Consider the following 22,589-nt stretch of genomic DNA (forward strand, 5'->3'; position numbering starts at 1 on the left):
GAGCCGAATAAAGGACGGCACCCAGGGCCTACGGGAGCAGGGCCGCGCATGGGCCAGGGTGGTGGGGTGGGCGCTCACAGGTGCCTCCTGTGCCGTACATCCGCAGCTCATCCGCCGCTCACAGCAGCTCAGCTCACAGCAGCTCACCGAAAAGAGACCCTGACCCATGTCCTGGCTGTCCCGATTCAGCCTCGCGCAGCGGGCCCTGATAGGCCTCATGTCATTGATCGCGCTCGCCTTCGGGGCGATCGCCATCCCCCAGATCAAGCAGCAGCTGCTGCCCACCATCTCCCTGCCCGTGGTGTCGGTCATCGCCCCCTACCAGGGAGCGGCCCCCGACGTCGTCGAGAAGCAGGTCATCGAGCCCGTCGAGAACAACCTCGAAGGCGTCGACGGGATCACCGGCGTCACCTCCACCGCGAGCGAGGGCAACGCCGTGATCATGGCGTCCTTCGACTACGGCAGCGACACCAAGCAGCTGGTGGCCGACGTCCAGCTGGCCGTCAACCGGGCCCAGCTCCCGGACTCCGTCGACCCGCAGGTCATCTCCGGCTCCACGGACGACATCCCGACCGTGGTCCTCGCCGTCTCCTCCGGCCAGGACCAGCAGGCCCTCGCCGACCAGCTCGACAAGACGGTCGTCCCGGACCTGAAGGACATCGACGGCGTCGGCCGCATCCAGGTCACCGGCGTGCGGGACCTCCAGGTCACCGTCACCCCCTCGGACGCGAAGCTGGCGCGCGCGGGTCTCACCTCCGCCGCCCTCGCCCAGACGCTCCAGGCGGCCGGCGCGACCGTCCCGGCGGGCTCCTTCGACGAGGACGGCGCCAACCGCACCGTCCAGGTCGGCGGCGGACTCACCTCGCTGGCGCAGATCAAGGACCTGATGGTCACCGGGCAGGGCGTCAAGCAGCCCGTGCGCCTCGGTGATGTGGCCTCGGTCAAGGAGCAGGAGGCTCCGGCCGACTCGATCACCCGCACCGACGGCCGCCCCAGCCTCGCCGTGAACGTCACCATGGACCACGACGGCAGCGCGGTCTCCATCTCGAACGCGGTCAAGGACAAGCTGCCGAAGCTGCGTCAGGACCTCGGCTCCGACGCCACCCTCACGGTCGTCAGCGACCAGGGCCCGGCGGTCTCCAAGTCCATCAAGGGCCTGACCACCGAGGGCGCCCTCGGCCTGGTCTTCGCGGTCCTGATCATCCTGGTCTTCCTGGCCTCGGTCCGCTCCACCCTGGTGACGGCGGTCTCCATCCCGCTGTCGGTGGTCCTCGCGCTGATCGTGCTGTGGACCCGCGGTCTCTCCCTCAACATGCTCACGCTCGGCGCGCTCACCATCGCCATCGGCCGGGTCGTCGACGACTCGATCGTGGTCCTGGAGAACATCAAGCGCCACCTCGGCTACGGCGAGGAGCGCCAGGCCGCCATCCTCGGCGCGGTCCGCGAGGTGGCCGGCGCGGTCACCTCCTCCACCCTCACCACGGTCGCCGTCTTCCTGCCGATCGGTCTGGTCGGCGGCATGGTGGGCGCCCTGTTCGGCTCGTTCAGCATCACCGTGACGGCCGCGCTGCTGGCCTCCCTGCTGGTCTCGCTGACGGTCGTACCGGTGCTGTCGTACTGGTTCCTGCGCGCCCCGAAGGGCACCCCCGAGGACGCCGCGGAGGCCCGCCGCAAGGCCGAGGCGAAGGAGGCCGACAGCAGGCTCCAGCGCGCCTACGTGCCCGTCCTGCGCTTCGCGACCCGGCGCCGCCTCACCAGCGTGCTGATCGCGATCGTGGTCCTGGTCGTCACGTTCGGCATGGCCGGGCTGCTGAAGACCAACTTCTTCGACCAGGGCGACCAGGAGGTCCTCACCGTCAAGCAGGAGCTGAAGCCGGGCACCAGCCTGGCGGCGACCGACGCGCAGGCGAAGAAGGTCGAGAAGCTGCTCGCCTCCGTCGACGGGGTGAAGGACTACCAGGTCACGGTCGGCTCGTCCGGCTTCATGGCGGCCTTCGGCGGCGGCACGGACACCAACCAGGCCTCGTACTCGGTGATGCTGGACGACGCGAAGTCGTACGACAAGGTGCAGACGGCCATCGAGGACGGCCTGCACAAGCTGCCGGGCATCGGTACGACCACGGTGTCCGCCGGTGACGGCTTCGGCAGCCAGGACCTGAGCGTCGTCGTGAAGGCGGCCGACGGGAAGGTGCTGCGCACGGCCTCGGAGCAGGTGCGGGCCGCCGTCGCCCGGCTGGACGACGTCACCGACGTCACCAGCGACCTCTCCCAGAGCGTGCCGCGCATCTCGGTGAAGGCCAACGCCAAGGCCGCCGCGGCCGGGTTCGACGACCAGACGCTGGGCGCCGCCGTCACCCAGGCGGTCAAGGGCACCACGGCCGCGAAGGCGGTCCTCGACGACACCGAGCGGGACGTCGTCGTGAAGTCGGCGAAGCCGGCCGAGACCCTCGCACAGCTGCGCGCCCTCAAGCTGGGCCCGGTGAAGCTGGGCGACATCGCCACCGTGAAGCTGGTGGACGGGCCGGTGTCGATGACCCGGATCGACGGCCAGCGCGCCGCGACCATCACGGCGAAGCCGACCGGCGACAACACCGGCGCGGTCAGCAGTCAACTCCAGTCCAAGATCAAGGCGTTGAAGCTCCCGGCGGGCGCGACGGCCTCGATCGGCGGGGTCACCTCGGACCAGGACAGCGCGTTCAGGAACCTGGGCCTGGCGATGCTCGCGGCGATCGCGATCGTCTTCATGGTGCTGGTCGGGACCTTCCGGTCGCTCGTGCAGCCGCTGATCCTGCTGGTCTCCATCCCGTTCGCGGCGACCGGCGCGATCGGCCTGCTGATCGTCACCGGCACCCCGATGGGTGTCCCCGCGATGATCGGCATGCTGATGCTGATCGGCATCGTGGTGACCAACGCGATCGTGCTGATCGACCTCATCAACCAGTACCGGCGCCAGGGTCACGGCGTGGTCGAAGCGGTGATCGAGGGCGGCCGGCACCGGCTCCGCCCGATCCTGATGACCGCCCTGGCGACCATCTTCGCCCTCCTTCCGATGGCGCTCGGCGTCACCGGCGAGGGTGGCTTCATCGCCCAGCCGCTGGCGGTGGTCGTGATCGGCGGTCTGATCACCTCCACGCTGCTCACCCTGCTGCTGGTGCCGACGCTGTACGCGATGCTCGAACTCCGCAAGGAGCGCCGGGCGCGCAAGCGCGCGGCGAAGAAGGGGCAGGGGCCCGCGGAACCGGCGCGGCCCGCCGAGGAACCGGAGCCCGCGGCCGTGTGACGGTCCCACGGCCGTCCGGACGGCCCCACGGCCGTGTGACGGTCCCACGGCCGTCCGGACAGCCCCGTGACCGCGGGACGGTCCTGTGAACGACGGCCGGTTCCCGGCGACCCACCGGGAACCGGCCGTCGGCGTGTTACCGGTTCCGTATGCTGTCGACTCGAACTGCCATGCGGCGAAGGGGAGTTTCTGGTGCCGCTGCACAAGGACGACCCGAGGTCGATCGGCGGCCACAGACTCGTCGACCGGCTCGGAGCCGGCGGCATGGGCGTCGTCTACCGGGCCAGATCCCGCTCCGGGCGCGAGGTCGCCGTCAAGGTGGTGCACGCCCAGTACGCCCAGGACCCGGTCTTCCGGGCCCGGTTCCGGCAGGAGGTCGAGGCCGCCCGCCGGGTGAGCGGCGCCTTCACCGCGGCCGTGGTGGACGCCGACCCGGAGGCCGAACCGCCCTGGATGGCCACCCAGTACGTGCCCGGGAAGTCGCTCGCCGCCCGCATCCGCGACCACGGCGCCCTGCGCGTCACCGACCTGCGGCCCCTGGCACTGGGCCTGGTGGAGGCGCTCCGGGACATCCACCGGGCCGGGGTCGTGCACCGCGACCTGAAACCGGCCAACGTCCTGATCGCCGAGGACGGCCCCCGCGTCATCGACTTCGGCATCTCCCGGGCGGCCGAGAACCACAACACCCTCACCGAGACCGGGCAGCTGGTCGGCACCCCGCCGTTCATGTCCCCGGAGCAGTTCACCGACGCCCGTACGGTCGGCCCCGCCTCGGACGTCTTCTCGCTCGGCGCGCTGCTGGTGTACTGCGTCACCGGACGCGGCCCCTTCGACGCCGACAGCCCCTATCTGACCGGCTATCGGGTGGTCCACAACGCGCCCGTCCTGGACGGGGTGACCGGGCCGCTGCGCGCGGTCCTGGAACGCTGTCTGGCCAAGGCCCCCGCCGACCGGCCCGGACTCGACGAACTGGCGGCGGAGTTCGAGCGGGTCCTGCCGGAGCGGGCGCCCGGCGAACCGGAGACGCTGGCCCTGCGCCTGCCCTCCGCGGGCCACCCCGGCGCCCCGGCCCCCGGCACCACCGTCCGTCCGGTCACCCGCCGCCTGCCCCGGCGGGCCCTGCTCGTGCTGTGCGCTGTCCTGGCCACCGCCCTCACCGCCGCCCTGACCGGCTTCCTCCTGCTGGGCCCGTGGAACGGCGACGGCGAGGCGCGCACCGGTGGTACCGGTGCCACCGGTGCGCCGGCCTCCCGCTGGGGCACCCTCCCCGCCGGCTGGAAGCCCTGGCAGACCACCGTGTCCGCGCCCGCCGAGCGCGGGGCGAAGAAGGCGCCGGGCTACGAAGGCGACACCTCGCCCACCTGTGTGTCGGACGGCGGCTCCGTCTACTGCGGCGGCACCGCGCTCCTCCCGACCCGGGTCGACGCCGGCACCGGCCGGACCCTGTGGCGCGCCGACATCGCACCCAGCGGGGTGCCTGCGGACCGTTACATCACGACCGTCCTCGGCGTGGACGGCGACAAGGTCCTCGTCGAACTGCAGATCACCGACGACAGCGGCCTGGGAAAGGCCCAGTCCGTCCTCGGGCTCGACCGGGAGACCGGCTCCGAACTCTGGTCCCACGCGGTACGCACGGACAGCCTGGGATCGGCCTACGCCGACGGGGTGACCCTGACCGAGGAGGGCGACGGCAGCGCGGTGACCGTCCGCTCGGCACAGGACGGCACCGCGCGCCGCACCATCCCCGTGCCCATCGGCTACCTCTGCTCGGCGATGTCCGCCGACGGCCTTCCCTACGTGGAGTGCGCCGACCAGGAGGACGGCTCGCACGCCACGAAGTTCTATCTCGTCGACGCCGACGGCTCGGTCCGCACGCTGTCGTCCCCCGCCCAGCAGGCCAGCTTCGTGGGCGTTCTCTCCGGACAGCTGGTCTTCCTGGAGTCGGACGACAAGGATGTCGACAACGGCCCCGACCTGATCTACACCCGCATCGTGCGCATCGACCCCGACTCCGGCAGACGCACCCTGACCCCCCTGCCCGAGCACTACCGGGGCGGGCTGCCCACGCTGGCCCACGGCACGTTCTACCTCGCCACCTCCAGCGGCCTGGTCACCGCCTTCTCGCCCATGACGGGGGCCCGGCTGTGGGACAGCCACACGAACCTCGAGTCGCCGGGCCAGGCCTCGGTGGACGCGAGCGGGCGCACGGTGTACATGGCCGGCGCGAGCGGGCGGGTGGTCGCGCTCGACGCGGCCAAGGGCACCCTGCTGTGGGAGTCCTCCGCACGTGCCCAGGTGCTCGGCAACAGCGGACTGCTGCCGACCGTGTGGTTCAACCGGGGTGCCCTGGTCCTCTCGACCTCCGACGGCACCATCTTCACCCTCGACCCCGCGCACCCCGAGCGGAAACCCGTCGACTCGGGGTGACACGGGGGCCGTACGGCTGTCGTACGGCTACGACTACGGCTACGGCAGTGCCAGCATCCGCTCCAGCGCCAGCTTGGCGAACGCCTCCGTCTCCTTGTCGACCTCGATCCGGTTGACCAGGTTGCCCTCGGCCAGCGACTCCAGGGCCCAGACCAGGTGGGGGAGGTCGATGCGGTTCATCGTCGAGCAGAAGCAGACGGTCTTGTCGAGGAAGACGATCTCCTTGCCCTCGGGAGCGAAACGGTTCGCCAGCCGGCGGACCAGGTTCAGCTCCGTGCCGATCGCCCACTTGGAGCCGGCCGGGGCCGCCTCCAGGGCCTTGATGATGTACTCGGTCGAACCGACGTAGTCCGCCGCCGACACGACCTCGTGCCTGCACTCGGGGTGGACGAGGACGTTCACGCCGGGGATGCGCTCGCGGACGTCGTTCACCGAGTCCAGCGAGAAGCGGCCGTGGACCGAGCAGTGGCCGCGCCACAGGATCATCCTGGCGTCGCGCAGCTGCTCCGGGGTGAGGCCGCCGTTCGGCTTGTGGGGGTTGTAGAGGACGCAGTCCTCCAGGCTCATCCCCATGTCGCGGACGGCGGTGTTGCGTCCGAGGTGCTGGTCGGGGAGGAACAGGACCTTCTCTCCCTGTTCGAACGCCCACTCCAGGGCCCGCTGGGCGTTGGACGAGGTGCAGATGGTGCCGCCGTGCTTGCCCGTGAACGCCTTGATGTCCGCGGACGAGTTCATGTACGAGACGGGGACGACCTGCTCGGCTATCCCCGCCTCCGTCAGCACGTCCCAGCACTCGGCGACCTGCTCGGCCGTCGCCATGTCGGCCATCGAGCAGCCGGCCGCCAGGTCGGGAAGGACCACCTTCTGGTCGTCCGAGGTCAGGATGTCGGCGGACTCGGCCATGAAGTGCACACCGCAGAAGACGATGTACTCGGCCTCCGGGCGGGCGGCCGCGTCCCGGGCCAGCTTGAAGGAGTCGCCCGTGACATCGGCGAACTGGATGACCTCGTCGCGCTGGTAGTGGTGGCCGAGCACGAAGACCTTGTCGCCGAGCTTCTCCTTGGCCGCGCGGGCGCGCGCGACCAGGTCCGGGTCGGACGGCGAGGGCAGGTCGCCGGGACACTCGACGCCCCGCTCGCTCTTCGGGTCGGCCTCACGGCCGAGCAGCAACAGGGCGAGCGGAGTCGGCTGTACGTCGAGCTCCGTGGTCTGGGCGGTGGTCACGGCACGCACCCTTTCTACTTTTCGTCGTTCTGACGTTATCTATCATAACCGCTTCACGTCACTTTGACGATGCCCATTGTGTCGATGTGACGTGAATCCCGGAGCCGTACCGGAGGGTTGCGGGAGGGTGGCCACGGAGTGGTGGTGGGGTGGTCAACAGGCCGCTGTGCGTGACTTCGGGCATGTGCGAGCATGGGTACGTAGACGAAGGCGCGAAAACGTGAAAACGCGAGAACGCGAACGCCGGCCCGGAATGAAACAGCGGACCCGCCGGTTGCACTCGTCGGCAAGCAGTCTCCGTACAACCCGGGAGAGATGTAGATGTCCGTATCGGACGAGACCAGCACCGTCACCGACGGCATCATCCTCAGTGACGCCGCCGCGGCCAAGGTCAAGGCCCTGCTCGACCAGGAAGGCCGTGAAGACCTCGCCCTGCGTGTCGCCGTCCAGCCCGGCGGCTGCTCCGGCCTGCGCTACCAGCTGTTCTTCGACGAGCGTTCCCTCGACGGAGACGTGGTCAAGGACTTCGGCGGCGTCAAGGTGGTCACCGACCGTATGAGCGCCCCCTACCTGGGCGGCGCGTCGATCGACTTCGTCGACACCATCGAGAAGCAGGGCTTCACGATCGACAACCCGAACGCGACCGGCTCCTGCGCCTGCGGCGACTCCTTCAGCTGAGCCGGCCCGGCACGGCAGAGCGAAGGCGGCGGTCCCTCACCGAGGGGCCGCCGCCTTCGTGTGTGCTCAGCCCGCCTGCGGGTCGAGGGTGGTCGCCTTCTCCTTCGGGACCGCCGTGCCGTTCGTACCGACCACCTTCCGGCCGTCCAGCGGCGCGTCGAGACGCACCGTCTGGTGGTACTGCTTGGCGATCATGATGCAGACCTTGTCCGGCCAGGGCGTCTCGGTCACCTTGACCACCACCTGCTCCGAGCCCTCGTCCGCGGAGGCCTTGTAGTCGGCGCACACTCCGCCGGTGAAGGCCACGGTCAGCTCGTTGCCGTCGGCGGTGTAGCCGTCCACCTTCACGTCCTTCGGGGTCCCCGGCGAGGAACTCGGCGTCGGGGAGGCGGCGGAGGCCAGGTACTTCGGGTCCACCGCCGGATAGGTGACGGTGTACGAGTCCGCCGCGCCGCGCACCTGGAACAGCCAGGACGGCACCAGTGCCTGCCGGCCGCCGACGGACTGCGCGGCCAGCCCGAACACCGCGTTGTCGATCACGGCCGAGACGGCCGGGGAAGCGGACGACGTCGAGGCGGAGCACGGCTGCTCCAGCCGGTCCTTCAGCGGTACGGAACTGGCGCAGCCGCCGATGCCCATCCGGTGGTCGGAGCGGGGCGCCGCGTTCATCAGGCCCAGCGTCTTCTCGGCGCTCAGCACCGGATACGTGTCGCCCTTGGCCGGCGTCGCCAGCATCCCGTTGCCGCCGACGATCTCGCCCTGCTTGCTGACGGTCAGCCCGGTCGTCCAGCCGTACGTCGGCAGCCCGCCCACCACGGGATCGGCGTTCACCGCCCGCTGAGCGCCCATGACCTGGCTCGTGTCGAGCTTCGCGTCGTCCTGGCCGACCGCCTTGAGGACCGGCGCCGCCGCCTTCTCCGCGACGGAGACGCTCACCGCGTCGCCGGCCGGCGCCGCCGGATCCTGGGCGCATACGAGGCCGCTCTTGCAGTTGTCGGTGCCGGGGGCGTAGCGGCTGTACGTCCAGATGCCGGGGGCGGCCCTGTTCACCTGGAGACTCCCGCCGGAACCGTCGTTGTCGGTGCCGACCTTCCACACCCCGCCCTCGGCGACCGGCGACCCGTCGACCCCGAGCGCCTTCGCCAGCGCGGCCACCCGGTCCTTGGAGACCTCACCGGCCGGCTGGTACACGGCGGCCGAGCCGGGCCCGTCGGGGAACGCTCCGCCCGCCTTGTAGGTCATGCCGTAGGGGTTGGGCTCGCCCACGGCTATCCCGTTGCCCCCGGAGGAGTAACCGTCCAGGGCGAGCGGCGGGGGAGTGGAGCCACCGGAGGCCCCGGTCCCGGTCCCGGCCCCGGTCCCGCCGCCGGAGCCGCCGCTCGCGGCGAGATAGGCCCCACCGCCACCGATCAGCAGCACGGCGGCGGCCACGGAGGCGATGACAGCGGGGGACCGCCGCCGGGCGGGACGACCGTCATCGCCCCCGAGAACCGCGCCGACACCAGAGAGCGAGGCCACCTCGGACTCGGGGGCCGCGTCCGGGCCGGGGGTTTCTTGCGCCTGGGGGGCCGTGTCTGGGCCGGGGGTTTCCTGCGGCTCCGGGGCTGTGTCCGGGGCGGGGGTTTCTTGTGCCTGGGGGGTCGTGTCCGCGCCGGGGGTTTCCTGAGGCTCCGGGGCCGGGGTCTCTTCCGGCTTCCGGGGTGTTTCCGACTTCGGGGTCCCGTCCGGTGCGGGAGCCCTGTCCGCGGAGGGGGCCGCGGTCGACCGGGGACTTCCCACGGCCTCGGGGTCCGTCTCCGCGGCGGGGGGCGCTGCCGGCGCCGGGGCTGTATCCGGCTCGGGAGCCTCGGCCTCGGTGCGGGCCTCGGTGCGGGCCTCGGTGCGGGCCTCGGTGCTGGCCTCGGTGCGGGACGCGGTCGGCTCGGGGCTCGCCGTGGGCTCGGGATCCGTCTCCGCGGCCGGGGGAGCTGCCGGCTCGCGGGATCGCTCCGGCTCCGGGGCCGTTTCCGGCTCTGCCGTGGTCCTGTCCCGTGCCGGGTGTGCGGTGCTTTCGGCGGGCTCCGCGCCGGGCCGGGCGTCGGGCTCGGCCGCCTTCGGCGACTCCGTGGTCTGCCGGGCCTCGGGGGGCTCCCCGCCGGTGCCCGCGGCCGCGTCGTCGTTCTCGGGTCGCTCGCTCTTCACCACATCGCTCCTTGCCGCGTGTCGTATCCCGCCTCCCCTTCAAGGGGGACGGCGATGGGACGCGGGAGGGGAGCGCGCGGTTCCCTGGAAACGCGCCGGGCGGCTCAGTCGCCGTAGTCGGACATCGCGTCCAGCAGCCTGGCGGACTTCTTCGGCACGGTCACCCCGTGGATGAGTGACGGCGGCACCGGCCGGGCATCGCTGTGATCGGGAACCGCCCAGTGCGGGGCCATCCGCGCGCAGTCACCGCGCAGCGACGCCAGGTCGCCGTCGAGGTCGGCCGGAGCGGGGGCGTGGACCTTGAGGTTCGTCATGACCGAACCGTATGCACGTCGGGTGCTGCGAAGAAAGATCTACTATCGGGTAGTTTTGGCACCTTCAGGGCGCCCCCGCCGACCCGGTAGCGTTAACTGTCAATCACGCCCGCCCGTCTCCCGCCACCGCCCTTCCAACGAGCGCTACCGCGCGCCCCTTCTTTTCCCTCAGGAGAGTCCCAGCCGTGCGCATCGCAGTCACCGGCTCCATCGCCACCGACCACCTCATGACCTTCCCCGGCCGATTCGCCGACCAGCTCGTCGCGGACCAGTTGCACACGGTCTCGCTGTCCTTCCTGGTCGACAACCTGGACGTCCGCCGGGGCGGCGTCGGCGCGAACATCGCGTTCGGCATGGGACAGCTCGGCACCCGGCCGGTCCTGGTGGGCGCGGCGGGCTTCGACTTCGACGAGTACCGTGCCTGGCTGGACCGGCACGGCGTCGACACGGACTCCGTCCGCATCTCCGAGACCCTGCACACCGCGCGTTTCGTGTGCACGACCGACGCCGACCACAACCAGATCGGCTCCTTCTACACGGGCGCGATGAGCGAGGCCCGCCTGATCGAGCTGAAGACCGTCGCCGACCGGGTGGGCGGCCTCGACCTGGTGCTCATCGGTGCGGACGACCCCGAGGGCATGCTCCGCCACACGGAGGAGTGCCGCGCCCGCGCCATCCCCTTCGCCGCCGACTTCTCCCAGCAGATCGCCCGGATGAACGGCGACGAGATCCGGATACTGCTGGACGGCGCGACGTACCTCTTCTCCAACGAGTACGAGAAGGGTCTGATCGAGACCAAGACCGGCTGGAGCGACGAGGAGATCCTCGGGAAGGTCGGCCACCGGGTCACCACGCTGGGCGCACGCGGGGTGCGGATCGAGAAGGCCGGCGAGGAGACGATCGAGGTCGGCTGCCCCGACGAGGAGCGCAAGGCCGACCCGACGGGCGTCGGCGACGCGTTCCGCGCGGGGTTCCTCTCGGGCCTGGCGTGGGGGGTCTCGCTGGAGCGGGCGGCCCAGGTGGGCTGCATGCTGGCGACCCTCGTCATCGAGACGGTGGGAACGCAGGAGTACCAGCTGCGTCGTGGGCACTTCATGGAGCGGTTCACGAAGGCGTACGGGGACGAGGCCGCCGAAGAGGTTCGCGGCTACCTGGTCTGAGTCTCGGGGGCGGGGGCGTGGGGGCTGGTCGCGCACACGCGGCGGCCCCGCGCCCCTGGCACGGCCCCGCGCCCCTGACACGGCCCCGCGCCCCTGACACGGCCCCGCGCCCCTGACACGGCCCCGCGCCCCTGACACGGCCCCGCGCCCCTGACGGGGCGCTTCAGCTGATCCGGCGTACCAAGTACGCCGTTCCTTTCTCTGCCTTCTCCTCGCCCTCGTACTCCTGGCCCCGCATCTCGCACCACGCGGGGATGTCGAGTCGTGCGGCCTCGTCGTCGGACAGGACCCGCACCCTGCCGCCCACCGGCACGCTGCCGATGACCTTCGCCAACTCGATGACCGGGATCGGGCACCGCTTCCCGAGCGAGTCCACGACCACTTCCTCCGCCTGCCGCACGGTCGCCGTCGGCACCGGTGCCCCCAGCTTCTCCCGCACCCCCGCCACCACCCCCGGCAGCACCTCCAGGAAGCGGTCGACGTCCGTCTCGGCCGCCCCCGTCGGCAGGGACACCCGCACGTTCCCCTCGCTCAGGACGCCCATCGCCTTCAGCACATGGCTGGGCGTCAGCGTGCTGCTCGTGCAGGACGATCCGGACGACACGGAGAAGCCCTCGCGGTCGAGTTCGTGGAGCAGGGTCTCTCCGTCGACATAGAGACAGGAGAAGGTGACGACGCCCGGCAGGCGCCGGTCCGCGTCCCCCACCACCTCCACGTCCGGGACCAACTCCGGCACCCGCGCCCGGATCCGCGCCGTCAGCTCCCGCAGTCGTACGGCCTCCTGCTCCGCCTCCGCCTGGACGGCCCGCAGTGACGCGGCCGCCGCGATGATCGCCGGAAGGTTCTCGAAACCGGCCGAACGCCCCGACTCCCGCTCGTCCGAAGCCCCTTGGACGGCGAACCGCACCCCTTTGCGTACGACCAGCAGCCCGACCCCGCTCGGCCCACCCCACTTGTGCGCACTCGCCGTCAGCAAGGACCAGTCGCCCTCCGCCCGCCCCCACCCCAGCGACTGCGCCGCGTCCACCAGCAACGGCACCCCGGCCGCCCGGCACACCTCGGCCACCGCCGCCACCGGCTGCACGGTCCCCACCTCGTGGTTGGCCGACTGGAGGCACGCGAGTGCGGTGTCCGCGCGGAGGGCGGCGGCGTACGACTCGACGTCCACCGCGCCGGTCCGCCGCACCGGCACCCGCGTCACCTCTCCGCCCCCGGCCTCGAACACCTCGGCCGAATGGAGTACCGAGGAGTGTTCGACGGCTGACACGATCAGGTGACGTCCGGTGCGACGGCGACCGGCCAACGCGCCTGCCGTGCCCGTATGGACGGCCCGGGTACCGGACGGGGTGAAAGTCAGTTCGTCCGGCCGGCATCCGACGGCCTCGGCGGCCGCCTCCCGGGCGGCGTCCAGCAGCATGCGTGCCTTCCGCCCCTCGCGGTAGAGACGGGAGGGATCGGCCCACCCGTCGTCCAGTGCAGCCAACAGAGCCTGACGGGCAACGGGATGAAGAGGGGCGGCAGACGCGGCGTCGAAGTAGGGCACACAGCAACGGTAAAACTCCGGTGGAGCACCCGGCCTCAGGGGCGCGGGGCTGTACCTGTTTGCGGCTCCGCCGCGTGGGCGCGACCAGCCCCTCACGCACCTGCACCCGCGCACGAAACCCCGACAACCCGAGCTATTGGGCGCCCAATCGCACCCTTAAGGAGTGACAGGCGGCGCGTATGCCCCCCTCCCCGCGACCCCCCGAATCGCGTCGGCTAGGGTTTGGTCCGCATAAACATCCAAACCCCTGCCCGACGCAGGGCGGCGACCGACCAGCGAGAAGGCCGCAGCCGAACCGCGCGGGCGAGACTCTCGGGAAGGCGCTACGTGAGTCCCAACGGCTCCGACCGCTCGCCGCGGCGCCCGATGCGGCGGAAGCTGCTGCAGGCAATGACCGCGGGCCTGGTCCTTGCGACCGCTACCGGTTGCACATACAAGGACTTCCCCCGCCTTGGTATGCCCACCCCGACCACGGAAGAGGCTCCGCGGATCCTCTCCCTGTGGCAGGGTTCCTGGGCCGCCGCGCTCGCCGTCGGCGTGCTGGTGTGGGGTCTGATCATCTGGAGCGCCATCTTCCACCGGCGCAGCCGCACCAAGATCGAGGTTCCGGCGCAGACCCGGTACAACATGCCGATCGAGGCGCTGTACACGGTGGTTCCGCTCATCATCGTCTCGGTGTTGTTCTATTTCACCGCGCGTGACGAGACGAAGATCCTCAGCCTCACCGACAAGAAGCCCGACGTCACGGTCAACGTGGTCGGCTTCCAGTGGAGCTGGGGCTTCAACTACATCACGCCCGTCGACGGTGTTTCCGGCGACGCGAAGACCGACGCGAACCTGGACGCCATTCCGGACCGGTTCAAGAAGGAATTCCCGGCCGCCGCCGGTGGCGTCTACGACGTCGGTACGCCGGGCACCAGGAACCCGCAGACCGGCAACCCCGGTCCGACGCTCTGGCTCCCCAAGGGTGAGACCGTCCGCTTCGTCCTCACCTCGCGTGACGTCATCCACTCCTTCTGGGTGGTGCCGTTCCTGATGAAGATGGACGTCATCCCGGGCCACACCAACGCGTTCCAGGTGACTCCCAATCAGGAGGGCACCTTCCTCGGCAAGTGTGCCGAGCTCTGCGGCGTCGACCACTCCCGGATGCTGTTCAACGTGAAGGTCGTCTCGCCTGAGCGCTACCAGCAGCACCTCAAGGACCTCGTCAAGAAGGGGCAGACCGGTTACATTCCCGCCGGCATCGCGCAGACGAGCCACGAGAAGAACCGGGAGACGAACAACCTGTGAGCATCCTCAACGAACCCCAGGGTGCCGCGGCTGAAGGCTCGTACGCTGACGAGCTGCCGGTCAGGCGCAAGCAGCCCGGCAATGTCGTGGTGAAGTGGCTGACGACCACCGACCACAAGACCATCGGCACGCTCTATCTGGTCACGTCGTTCGCGTTCTTCCTGATCGGCGGTGTGATGGCGCTGCTGATGCGCGCCGAGCTCGCTCGCCCCGGTCTGCAGATCATGTCGAACGAGCAGTTCAACCAGGCGTTCACGATGCACGGCACGATCATGCTGCTGATGTTCGCGACGCCGCTGTTCGCCGGCTTCACGAACTGGATCATGCCGCTCCAGATCGGCGCGCCGGACGTCGCGTTCCCGCGGCTGAACATGTTCGCCTACTGGCTCTACCTGTTCGGCTCGTCCATCGCGGTCGGCGGTTTCCTCACCCCGCAGGGCGCGGCCGACTTCGGCTGGTTCGCCTACTCCCCGCTGTCGGACGCGGTCCGCTCGCCGGGCCTCGGCGCGGACATGTGGATCATGGGTCTGGCCTTCTCCGGCTTCGGCACCATCCTCGGCGCGGTCAACTTCATCACCACGATCATCTGCATGCGTGCACCGGGCATGACCATGTTCCGCATGCCGATCTTCGTGTGGAACGTGCTGCTGACCGCCGTCCTGGTCCTGCTCGCCTTCCCCGTCCTCGCCGCCGCGCTGTTCGCGCTGGAGGCGGATCGGAAATTCGGGGCACATGTCTTCGACGCGGCCAACGGCGGAGCCCTGCTCTGGCAACACCTCTTCTGGTTCTTCGGCCATCCAGAGGTGTACATCATCGCCCTGCCGTTCTTCGGCATCATCTCCGAGGTCATCCCGGTCTTCTCCCGTAAGCCGATGTTCGGCTACATGGGTCTGATCGCGGCGACCATCGCGATCGCAGGTCTGTCCGTGACAGTGTGGGCGCACCACATGTACGTCACCGGCGGTGTGCTGCTGCCGTTCTTCTCCTTCATGACGTTCCTCATCGCCGTACCGACCGGTGTGAAGTTCTTCAACTGGATCGGAACGATGTGGAAGGGGTCACTGAGTTTCGAGACCCCGATGCTCTGGGCCACCGGCTTCCTGATCACCTTCACCTTCGGTGGTCTGACCGGTGTCATCCTGGCCTCGCCGCCGATGGACTTCCACGTCTCCGACTCGTACTTCGTGGTGGCCCACTTCCACTACGTGGTCTTCGGCACGGTCGTCTTCGCGATGTTCTCCGGCTTCCACTTCTGGTGGCCGAAGATGACGGGCAAGATGCTCGACGAGCGGCTCGGCAAGATCACCTTCTGGACGCTGTTCATCGGCTTCCACGGCACCTTCCTGGTCCAGCACTGGCTGGGCGCCGAGGGCATGCCACGCCGGTACGCCGACTACCTGGCGCAGGACGGCTTCACCACGCTGAACACGATCTCGTCGATCAGCTCCTTCCTGCTCGGCCTGTCGATCCTGCCGTTCCTCTACAACGTGTGGAAGACGGCCAAGTACGGCAAGAAGGTCGAGGTCGACGACCCGTGGGGCTACGGCCGTTCGCTGGAGTGGGCGACCTCCTGCCCGCCGCCGCGGCACAACTTCGTCACCCTGCCGCGGATCCGCAGCGAATCCCCGGCGTTCGACCTGCACCACCCTGAGATCGCCGCCCTGGAGCAGCTGGAGCACGGTCACGTCGCCGCCGCTGTCGCGGGCAGCAAGGAGGCCGGCAAGTGAAGATCCAGGGCCGCATGTTCGTGTGGCTGAGCGTCTTCGTCCTCGCCATGGCGATCGTCTATGGCGTGTGGTCGAAGGAGGCGGCCGGTACCACGGCGCTCTTCATGGCCTTCGGCCTGTGCATCATGATCGGCTTCTACCTGGGCTTCACGGCCTCGCGGGTGGACGCCGGTGCCCAGGACAACAAGGAGGCCGACGTCGCGGACGAGGCGGGCGAGGTGGGCTTCTTCAGCCCGCACAGCTGGCAGCCGCTCGCCCTCGGTGTCGGTGGCGCGCTGGCCTTCCTCGGTGTCGCCGTCGGCTGGTGGCTGCTGTACTTCTCGGCGCCCATCATCATGATCGGCCTCTTCGGCTGGGTGTTCGAGTACTACCGCGGTGAGAACCGCACCCAGTAAGCACGCGCCGAGCGCACACCGGGAGCCCGGACCCTCTGTCAGGAGGGTCCGGGCTCCCGCGCGTACGGCAGTTGCCGCCTTCGGCGCAGTGCCGTTCCCCCGTCCGGAGTACTTGGCGTGCCGGTCCGGAAAACCTCTCATAGCGTGACCATATGAGTCACTCTCCGTGCGCCCGTACCGTCGTCAGCTGCACCCTGCTGGTGACCGCCCTCGGCGCGGGCGTGACCGCCTGCGGATCGGACGGCAACCCGCTGTCGGGCAAGCCGTACGACGCGGCGGACCAGGTCTCCTTCAACACCCCTACCGGCGCCGGGAAGCGGGCCGACCCCGACAAGCCGCTGGAGGTCGTCGCCAAGAGCGACGAGGACCGGATCACGGACGTCACGGCCGAGGACGCCACCGGTCGCCATGTGGCGGGCGAACTCGACGCCGACGGCCGTCGCTGGCACAGCACCTCCCCGCTGGCCGCCAACGCCCACTACACGGTCCAGGTCAGCACCGAGGACGAGGACGGCGCGCCCGGCCGCAAGGTCCTCACCTTCGACACCAGCATGCCCACCACCCAGCAGCGGCTGAAGGTCACCTTCGGCCCCAAGGGGGGCGAGTACGGCGTCGGCCAGCCCGTCACCGCCCAACTCGACCACGCGGTCAAGGACAAGGCCCAGCGCGCCGTCGTGGAGCGTGCCCTCAGGGTCGACTCCGTCCCCGCCGTCGAGGGCTCCTGGTACTGGGTGAGCGACAAGGAACTCCACTACCGGCCCAAGGACTACTGGCCGGCCCACGCCACCCTCCAGGTACACAGCAACCTGGAAGGCGTCAAGATCAGCGACCGTCTGTGGGGCGGCGCGGCCAAGCCCCTGAAACTCACCATCGGCGACAAGATCCTCGCCGTCACGGACGCCGCCGCCCACCAGATGACGGTGTACAAGAACGACAAGGAGATCAACCAGATCCCCATCACCACCGGCAAGCCGGGCTTCGAGACCCGCAACGGCGTCAAGGTCGTACTGGAGAAGCAGTACTTCGTACGCATGCGCGGCAGCACGGTCGGCATCGCCGAGGGCACCTCGGACTCGTACGACCTTCCGGTCTACTACGCCACCCGGGTGACCTGGTCGGGCGAGTACGTCCACGCCGCGCCCTGGTCGGTGGGCTCCCAGGGGTACGCGAACGTCAGCCACGGCTGCACCGGCATGAACACCTCGAACGCCGAGTGGTTCTTCGACACCTTCCACCCGGGCGACCTGGTGAAGGTCGTCAACTCCAACGGCGAGGAGATGGAGCACTTCGGCAACGGCTTCGGCGACTGGAACCTCGCCTGGAAGGACTGGCGGGGCGGCAGCGCCCTCGTCAACGGCACCCCGGACGGACCGAAGCCCCAGGACGCGGTGCGTTTGCAGCCGACGTCAGTGTGAGAAACCGGGGGCGCGGGGCGGTAGTGGAGATGCGGCTACCGCCCCGCGGGCGCGACCAGCCACATGCGGCCCACACGCGCGAACCCACCGCGCCCCGCCCTCTCCTAGGCGCTCTGCAGCCTCTGCTGCCGCAGCAGAGACGCCAGCGCCGCCGCGAACTCCACCGGATCCACCGGCAGCGTCACGGCCGCGTCCGCCCGGCTCCACGTGGCCAGCCACGCGTCCTGCGGCCGCCCGATCAGCAGCAGCACCGGCGGGCAGTTGAACACCTCGTCCTTGATCTGCCGGCACACCCCCATGCCCCCCAGCGGCACGGCCTCGCCGTCCAGCACGCACACGTCGATGCCGCCCTTGTCCAGCTCGGTGACGACCGCCTGAGGCGTCGCGCACTCCAGGAACTCGACGAACGGCACATCGGGAGCCGGCCGCCGGCCCGCGGCCAGCCGTACCTGCTCGCGGGTGTTGGAGTCGTCGCTGTAGACCAGCACCGTGGCGGTCGGCTGCATTGTTCCTCCGGGACGTCAGCGTCGTACGGACAGGACCGATGCGCCGGATGCTACTCCCCCGGACACCTCGTCAACACCTGTTGGAACACCGCTTCGATGGGCCATCCGGGCAGTACACACGGTGCGGACACCCCGAACGGCACCCCCCGGAGTGAGCGCGAGATAAGCGACCGACATAATGTCGGTCGTGGCGACAGCAACGACAGTAGAAACCGGGCACGCGCACCCGTCGGTCAATCGGCCGAACCTCACCAGCGTCGGAACCATCATCTGGCTGAGTTCCGAGCTGATGTTCTTCGCGGCCCTCTTCGCGATGTACTTCACCCTGCGATCGGTGACCGGTCCGGATCACTGGAAGGAGATGGCGAGCCATCTCAACATTCCGTTCTCCGCGACCAACACCACGATCCTGGTGCTCTCCTCCCTCACCTGCCAGCTCGGCGTGTTCGCCGCCGAGCGCGGGGACGTGAAGAAGCTCCGGGGCTGGTTCATCGTCACCTTCGTGATGGGCGCGATCTTCATCGGCGGTCAGATCTACGAGTACACCAGCCTGGTGAAGGAGGACGGGATCTCGCTCTCCTCCGACCCGTACGGCTCGGTGTTCTACCTGACCACCGGGTTCCACGGCATGCACGTGACGGGCGGCCTCATCGCCTTCCTGTTCGTCCTCGGCCGCACCTACGCGGCGAAGCGCTTCACGCACGAGCAGGCGACCGCGGCCATCGTCGTGTCCTACTACTGGCACTTCGTCGATGTCGTCTGGATCGGCCTTTTCGCCACGATCTATCTGATCAAGTAGCCGGGCCGGCTCCACGCGCTGCAGAAGCGCACAACCCAGAAGCATCGACGCAGAAGATCCTGACACCGGGGTAATCCGTGAAAAAGCTCTCCTCACGACGACGCCATCCGCTGGCGGCGGTCGTCGTCCTACTCTTTGCGCTGGCGGCCACTGGGGGGCTGTATGCCGCGCTCGCGCCCGCGGGCCAGGCGCAGGCCGATGAGACCTCCCAGTCCCTGACCATCGAGGAGGGCAAGAAGCTCTACTCGGTCGGCTGTGCCAGCTGCCACGGCACCGGCGGTCAGGGCTCGTCCGACGGTCCCAGCCTGGTCGGCGTGGGCGCCGCGGCCGTCGACTTCCAGGTCGGCACCGGCCGGATGCCGGCCGCCACCTCGCAGGGCCCGCAGGTCGTCGCGAAGAAGAACATCTACACCCAGGCCCAGATCGACCAGCTCGCGACGTACATCGCCTCGCTGGGCGCCGGTCCCGAGGTGCCGACCAAGGAGCAGTACGGCCCTGGCGGTGCCGACATCGCCGCGGGCGGCGAGCTCTTCCGCACCAACTGCGCGCAGTGCCACAACTTCGTGGGTGCGGGTGGCGCGCTGACCAAGGGCAAGTTCGCGCCGAGCCTGGAAGGCGTCGCTCCGAAGCACATCTACGAGGCCATGCAGACGGGCCCGCAGAACATGCCGTCCTTCCCCGACACCACGCTGTCGGAGAAGAACAAGAAGGACATCATCGCGTACCTCGACGCGGTCAACAGCCCCAAGACGGTGAACCCCGGCGGTCTCAACCTGGGCGGCCTCGGGCCGGTCAGTGAGGGTCTGTTCGCGTGGATCTTCGGTCTCGGCGCCCTGATCGCGGTCGCCGTCTGGGTCGCCGCTCGGACCGCAAAGGCCAAGAAGTCATGAGTAGCCAAGAGATTCCAGAAGAGAACCTGCCCGCTGAGCAGGGCCACGCGCACGGCGCCGTGGGCATCGCGGACGAGAAGGACCCGTTCGCGGACCCCGGTCTGCCGCCTCACGAGCACCGGATCCAGGACATCGACGAGCGGGCCGCCAAGCGGTCCGAGCGCGTGGTGGCCCTGCTGTTCACGGTGTCGATGCTGGCCACCGTCGGCTTCATCGCCTCCTATGTGACGATCCCGAAAGACAAGTCGATCTTCGTCTTCCCGATCGGTCACATCAGCGCGCTGAACTTCGCGCTGGGTCTGACCCTCGGTGTGGCGCTGTTCTGCATCGGCGCGGGCGCGGTCCACTGGGCCCGCACCCTGATGTCCGACGTGGAGGTCGCCGACGAGCGGCACGCCATCTCGGCCCCGCCGGAGGTCAAGGCCAAGGTCCTGGCCGACTTCAAGCAGGGTGCCAAGGAGTCGGCGATCGGCCGGCGCAAGCTGATCCGCACCACCATGTTCGGCGCGCTGACCCTGGTCCCGCTCTCCGGTGTCGTGCTGCTGCGCGACCTCGGCCCGCTGCCCGGCACCTCGCTGCGCCACACGGCGTGGTCGAAGGGCAAGCTGCTCGTCAACATGAACACCAACGAGCCGCTGCGTCCTTCCGACGTCGCCGTAGGCTCGCTGACCTTCGCCAAGCCCGAGGGCGTCGAGGAGTCCCAGGAGGACTTCCAGAACGTGATGGCGAAGGCGGCCCTGATGATCATCCGGCTGCAGCCGGACAACATCAAGGACAAGCGCGAGCTGGAGTGGTCCCACGAGGGCATCGTGGCCTACTCGAAGATCTGCACCCACGTGGGCTGCCCGATCTCGCTGTACGAGCAGCAGACCCACCACGTGCTCTGCCCGTGCCACCAGTCAACCTTCGACCTCTCCGACGGTGCCCGAGTGATCTTCGGCCCGGCCGGTCACGCCCTGCCGCAGCTGCGCATCGGTGTGAGCGAGGAGGGCTACCTCCAGGCGCTCGGCGACTTCGAGGAGCCCGTCGGTCCTGCTTTCTGGGAGCGCGGATGAGCACTAACGAGAACTCCACGCAGGCATCCGCCGCTGACGCGGCGGGCCGCGACGAGCGCGGGAAGGCACCGGCCGGCGAGCGCGTCGCCGACTGGGCCGACGGACGGCTCGGGATCTACTCCCTGGCCAAGTCCAACATGCGCAAGATCTTCCCCGACCACTGGTCGTTCATGTTGGGTGAAGTGTGCCTGTACAGCTTCATCATCATCATCCTGACGGGTGTGTATCTGACGCTGTTCTTCCACCCGTCGATGAACGAGGTGGTGTACCACGGCAGCTACGTCCCGCTCCAGGGACAGATGATGTCCGAGGCGTTCAGCTCGACCCTGCACATCTCCTTCGACGTGCGTGGTGGTCTGCTCATCCGGCAGATCCACCACTGGGCCGCGCTGATCTTCCTCGCCGGCATGTTCGTGCACATGATGCGCGTGTTCTTCACCGGCGCGTTCCGCAAGCCGCGTGAGATCAACTGGCTGTTCGGCTTCCTGCTGTTCGTCCTGGGCATGTTCACCGGCTTCACCGGTTACTCGCTCCCGGACGACCTGCTCTCCGGCACCGGTGTCCGCTTCACCGAGGGCGCCATCCTGTCGATGCCGATCGTCGGCACGTACATCTCGTACTTCCTCTTCGGCGGCGAGTTCCCCGGCCACGACTTCGTGGGGCGGTTCTACTCGATCCACATCCTGCTGCTGCCGGGCATCATGCTCGGCCTGGTGGTGGGCCACCTGATCCTGGTCTTCTACCACAAGCACACGCAGTTCGCGGGTCCCGGAAAGTCCGAGAAGAACGTCGTCGGCATGCCGCTGCTGCCGGTCTACATGGCCAAGGCCGGAGGCTTCTTCTTCCTGGTCTTCGGTGTCATCGCGGTCATCGCGGCGACCACCCAGATCAACCCGATCTGGGCCATGGGCCCCTACCGTCCGGACCAGGTGTCCACCGGCGCCCAGCCCGACTGGTACATGGGCTTCGCCGAGGGCCTGATCCGTTACATGCCGGGCTGGGAGATCAACTTCTGGGGCCACACCCTGGTCCTGGGCGTCTTCATCCCGCTGGTCCTGTTCGGTCTGGTGCTGGGCGCGATCGCGCTCTACCCGTTCATCGAGTCCTGGGTCACCGGCGACAAGAGCGAGCACCACATCCTGGACCGCCCGCGCAACGCCCCGACCCGTACCGGGTTCGGTGTCGCCTGGGTGACCGTGTACATGATCGGCCTGGTCGGTGGTGGCAACGACCTCATCGCCACCCACTTCCATCTGTCGATCAACGACGTGACCTGGTTCGTCCGGATCTTCTTCTTCGCCGGACCGGTGATCGCGTTCATCGTCACCAAGCGGATCTGCCTCGGCCTGCAGCGCCGGGACCGCGAGAAGGTGCTGCACGGCCGCGAGACCGGCATCATCAAGCGGCTGCCGCACGGTGAGTTCATCGAGGTGCACGAGCCGCTCAGCCAGGAGCAGCTGCACACCCTCACGGCCCACCACCAGTACGAGCCGGCCCAGGTCGGCGCGGCGGTGGACGAGAACGGTGTCGAGCGCAAGATCAAGGGGTCCGAGAAGCTCCGCGCCAAGCTGAGCAGCGCCTACTACGGCGAGGACAACCAGATCCCGAAGCCCACCGTCGAGGAGTACAAGGAGATCACGAGCGGCCACGGCCACCACTGATCGACCGCGTCGCCACGCCACGGCCGAAGGGCCCCCGTCCGGTG

At 69.3% G+C, this 22,589-nt stretch carries 17 protein-coding genes; 12 read left to right on the forward strand and 5 right to left on the reverse strand.

The genetic code is table 11. The features are described from left to right. Positions 1–166 precede the first annotated feature (166 nt). Together ACZ5K7_RS41270 and ACZ5K7_RS41275 are read left to right on the forward strand one after the other, a co-directional pair. The gene (locus tag ACZ5K7_RS41270; RefSeq protein ID WP_468922366.1) at positions 167–3,280 is read left to right on the forward strand and encodes an efflux RND transporter permease subunit; all 3,114 of its coding nucleotides are present in this window, start codon (positions 167–169) and stop codon (positions 3,278–3,280) included. A 192-nt stretch (positions 3,281–3,472) separates the two neighbouring features. Next, positions 3,473–5,707 carry a protein kinase domain-containing protein gene (locus ACZ5K7_RS41275; protein WP_468922369.1) on the forward strand — a complete coding sequence of 745 codons (2,235 nt, stop codon included), beginning with the start codon at positions 3,473–3,475 and terminating at the stop codon, positions 5,705–5,707. A 39-nt stretch (positions 5,708–5,746) separates the two neighbouring features. Here the strand turns inward: ACZ5K7_RS41275 and nadA are convergent, their stop codons facing one another. After that, positions 5,747–6,931 carry a quinolinate synthase NadA gene (gene nadA / locus ACZ5K7_RS41280; RefSeq protein ID WP_468922372.1) on the reverse strand — a complete coding sequence of 395 codons (1,185 nt, stop codon included), beginning with the start codon at positions 6,929–6,931 and terminating at the stop codon, positions 5,747–5,749. 321 nt (positions 6,932–7,252) lie between these two features. Here nadA and ACZ5K7_RS41285 point away from each other — a divergent pair, with 321 nt between their 5' ends. Next, complete coding sequence (locus ACZ5K7_RS41285; protein ID WP_093827773.1) at positions 7,253–7,609, forward strand: iron-sulfur cluster assembly accessory protein; 357 nt, start codon at positions 7,253–7,255, stop codon at positions 7,607–7,609. A gap of 66 nt (positions 7,610–7,675) precedes the next feature. Here ACZ5K7_RS41285 and ACZ5K7_RS41290 read toward each other — a convergent pair whose 3' ends face one another. Together ACZ5K7_RS41290 and ACZ5K7_RS41295 are read right to left on the reverse strand one after the other, a co-directional pair. Next, positions 7,676–9,790 carry a hypothetical protein gene (locus ACZ5K7_RS41290; RefSeq protein ID WP_468922375.1) on the reverse strand — a complete coding sequence of 705 codons (2,115 nt, stop codon included), beginning with the start codon at positions 9,788–9,790 and terminating at the stop codon, positions 7,676–7,678. Positions 9,791–9,894: 104 nt separating this feature from the next. After that, a complete protein-coding gene (locus tag ACZ5K7_RS41295) occupies positions 9,895–10,104 on the reverse strand; it encodes a hypothetical protein (protein WP_093503947.1) in 210 nt (69 codons plus the stop codon). Between the two features lie 185 nt (positions 10,105–10,289). On the opposite strand from ACZ5K7_RS41295, the gene ACZ5K7_RS41300 reads away from it, so the two are divergent. Then, on the forward strand, positions 10,290–11,264 hold the full coding sequence (locus ACZ5K7_RS41300) for a carbohydrate kinase family protein (protein WP_468922378.1): 975 nt from the start codon (positions 10,290–10,292) through the stop codon (positions 11,262–11,264). 163 nt (positions 11,265–11,427) lie between these two features. Here ACZ5K7_RS41300 and ACZ5K7_RS41305 read toward each other — a convergent pair whose 3' ends face one another. Continuing rightward, on the reverse strand, positions 11,428–12,807 hold the full coding sequence (locus ACZ5K7_RS41305; protein ID WP_468922381.1) for an aminotransferase class V-fold PLP-dependent enzyme: 1,380 nt from the start codon (positions 12,805–12,807) through the stop codon (positions 11,428–11,430). A 327-nt stretch (positions 12,808–13,134) separates the two neighbouring features. Between ACZ5K7_RS41305 and ctaC the strand changes: the two genes are divergently transcribed. From ctaC to ACZ5K7_RS41325, 4 genes are all read left to right on the forward strand, one after another. Next, the gene (gene ctaC, locus ACZ5K7_RS41310) at positions 13,135–14,097 is read left to right on the forward strand and encodes an aa3-type cytochrome oxidase subunit II (RefSeq protein ID WP_351695420.1); all 963 of its coding nucleotides are present in this window, start codon (positions 13,135–13,137) and stop codon (positions 14,095–14,097) included. After that, positions 14,094–15,824, forward strand: coding sequence for an aa3-type cytochrome oxidase subunit I (ctaD, locus tag ACZ5K7_RS41315; protein ID WP_351695418.1), 1,731 nt, complete (start codon positions 14,094–14,096; stop codon positions 15,822–15,824). The genes ctaC and ctaD overlap by 4 nt, the downstream gene beginning before the upstream one ends. Continuing rightward, complete coding sequence (locus tag ACZ5K7_RS41320) at positions 15,821–16,219, forward strand: cytochrome c oxidase subunit 4 (RefSeq protein WP_046727399.1); 399 nt, start codon at positions 15,821–15,823, stop codon at positions 16,217–16,219. The genes ctaD and ACZ5K7_RS41320 overlap by 4 nt, the downstream gene beginning before the upstream one ends. 152 nt (positions 16,220–16,371) lie before the next feature. Further along, positions 16,372–17,634 carry a L,D-transpeptidase gene (locus ACZ5K7_RS41325; RefSeq protein WP_351695416.1) on the forward strand — a complete coding sequence of 421 codons (1,263 nt, stop codon included), beginning with the start codon at positions 16,372–16,374 and terminating at the stop codon, positions 17,632–17,634. A 104-nt stretch (positions 17,635–17,738) separates the two neighbouring features. Here the strand turns inward: ACZ5K7_RS41325 and ACZ5K7_RS41330 are convergent, their stop codons facing one another. Continuing rightward, positions 17,739–18,140 carry a response regulator gene (locus ACZ5K7_RS41330; RefSeq protein WP_351695414.1) on the reverse strand — a complete coding sequence of 134 codons (402 nt, stop codon included), beginning with the start codon at positions 18,138–18,140 and terminating at the stop codon, positions 17,739–17,741. A gap of 178 nt (positions 18,141–18,318) precedes the next feature. On the opposite strand from ACZ5K7_RS41330, the gene ctaE reads away from it, so the two are divergent. The 4 genes from ctaE to qcrB all read left to right on the forward strand — a co-directional run bounded on the left by ctaE (position 18,319) and on the right by qcrB (position 22,545). Further along, the gene (gene ctaE / locus ACZ5K7_RS41335; protein ID WP_351695412.1) at positions 18,319–18,939 is read left to right on the forward strand and encodes an aa3-type cytochrome oxidase subunit III; all 621 of its coding nucleotides are present in this window, start codon (positions 18,319–18,321) and stop codon (positions 18,937–18,939) included. 77 nt (positions 18,940–19,016) lie between these two features. After that, positions 19,017–19,829, forward strand: a complete 813-nt coding sequence (gene qcrC / locus ACZ5K7_RS41340; RefSeq protein ID WP_351695409.1) for a cytochrome bc1 complex diheme cytochrome c subunit — start codon at positions 19,017–19,019, stop codon at positions 19,827–19,829. Then, positions 19,826–20,884, forward strand: a complete 1,059-nt coding sequence (qcrA, locus tag ACZ5K7_RS41345; RefSeq protein WP_351695407.1) for a cytochrome bc1 complex Rieske iron-sulfur subunit — start codon at positions 19,826–19,828, stop codon at positions 20,882–20,884. Before qcrC ends, qcrA begins: the two co-directional genes overlap by 4 nt. Continuing rightward, complete coding sequence (qcrB, locus tag ACZ5K7_RS41350; RefSeq protein ID WP_351695405.1) at positions 20,881–22,545, forward strand: cytochrome bc1 complex cytochrome b subunit; 1,665 nt, start codon at positions 20,881–20,883, stop codon at positions 22,543–22,545. Before qcrA ends, qcrB begins: the two co-directional genes overlap by 4 nt. The last annotated feature ends 44 nt before the right edge of the window (positions 22,546–22,589 follow it).

This window comes from Streptomyces sp. NPDC031497, from assembly GCF_055580905.1.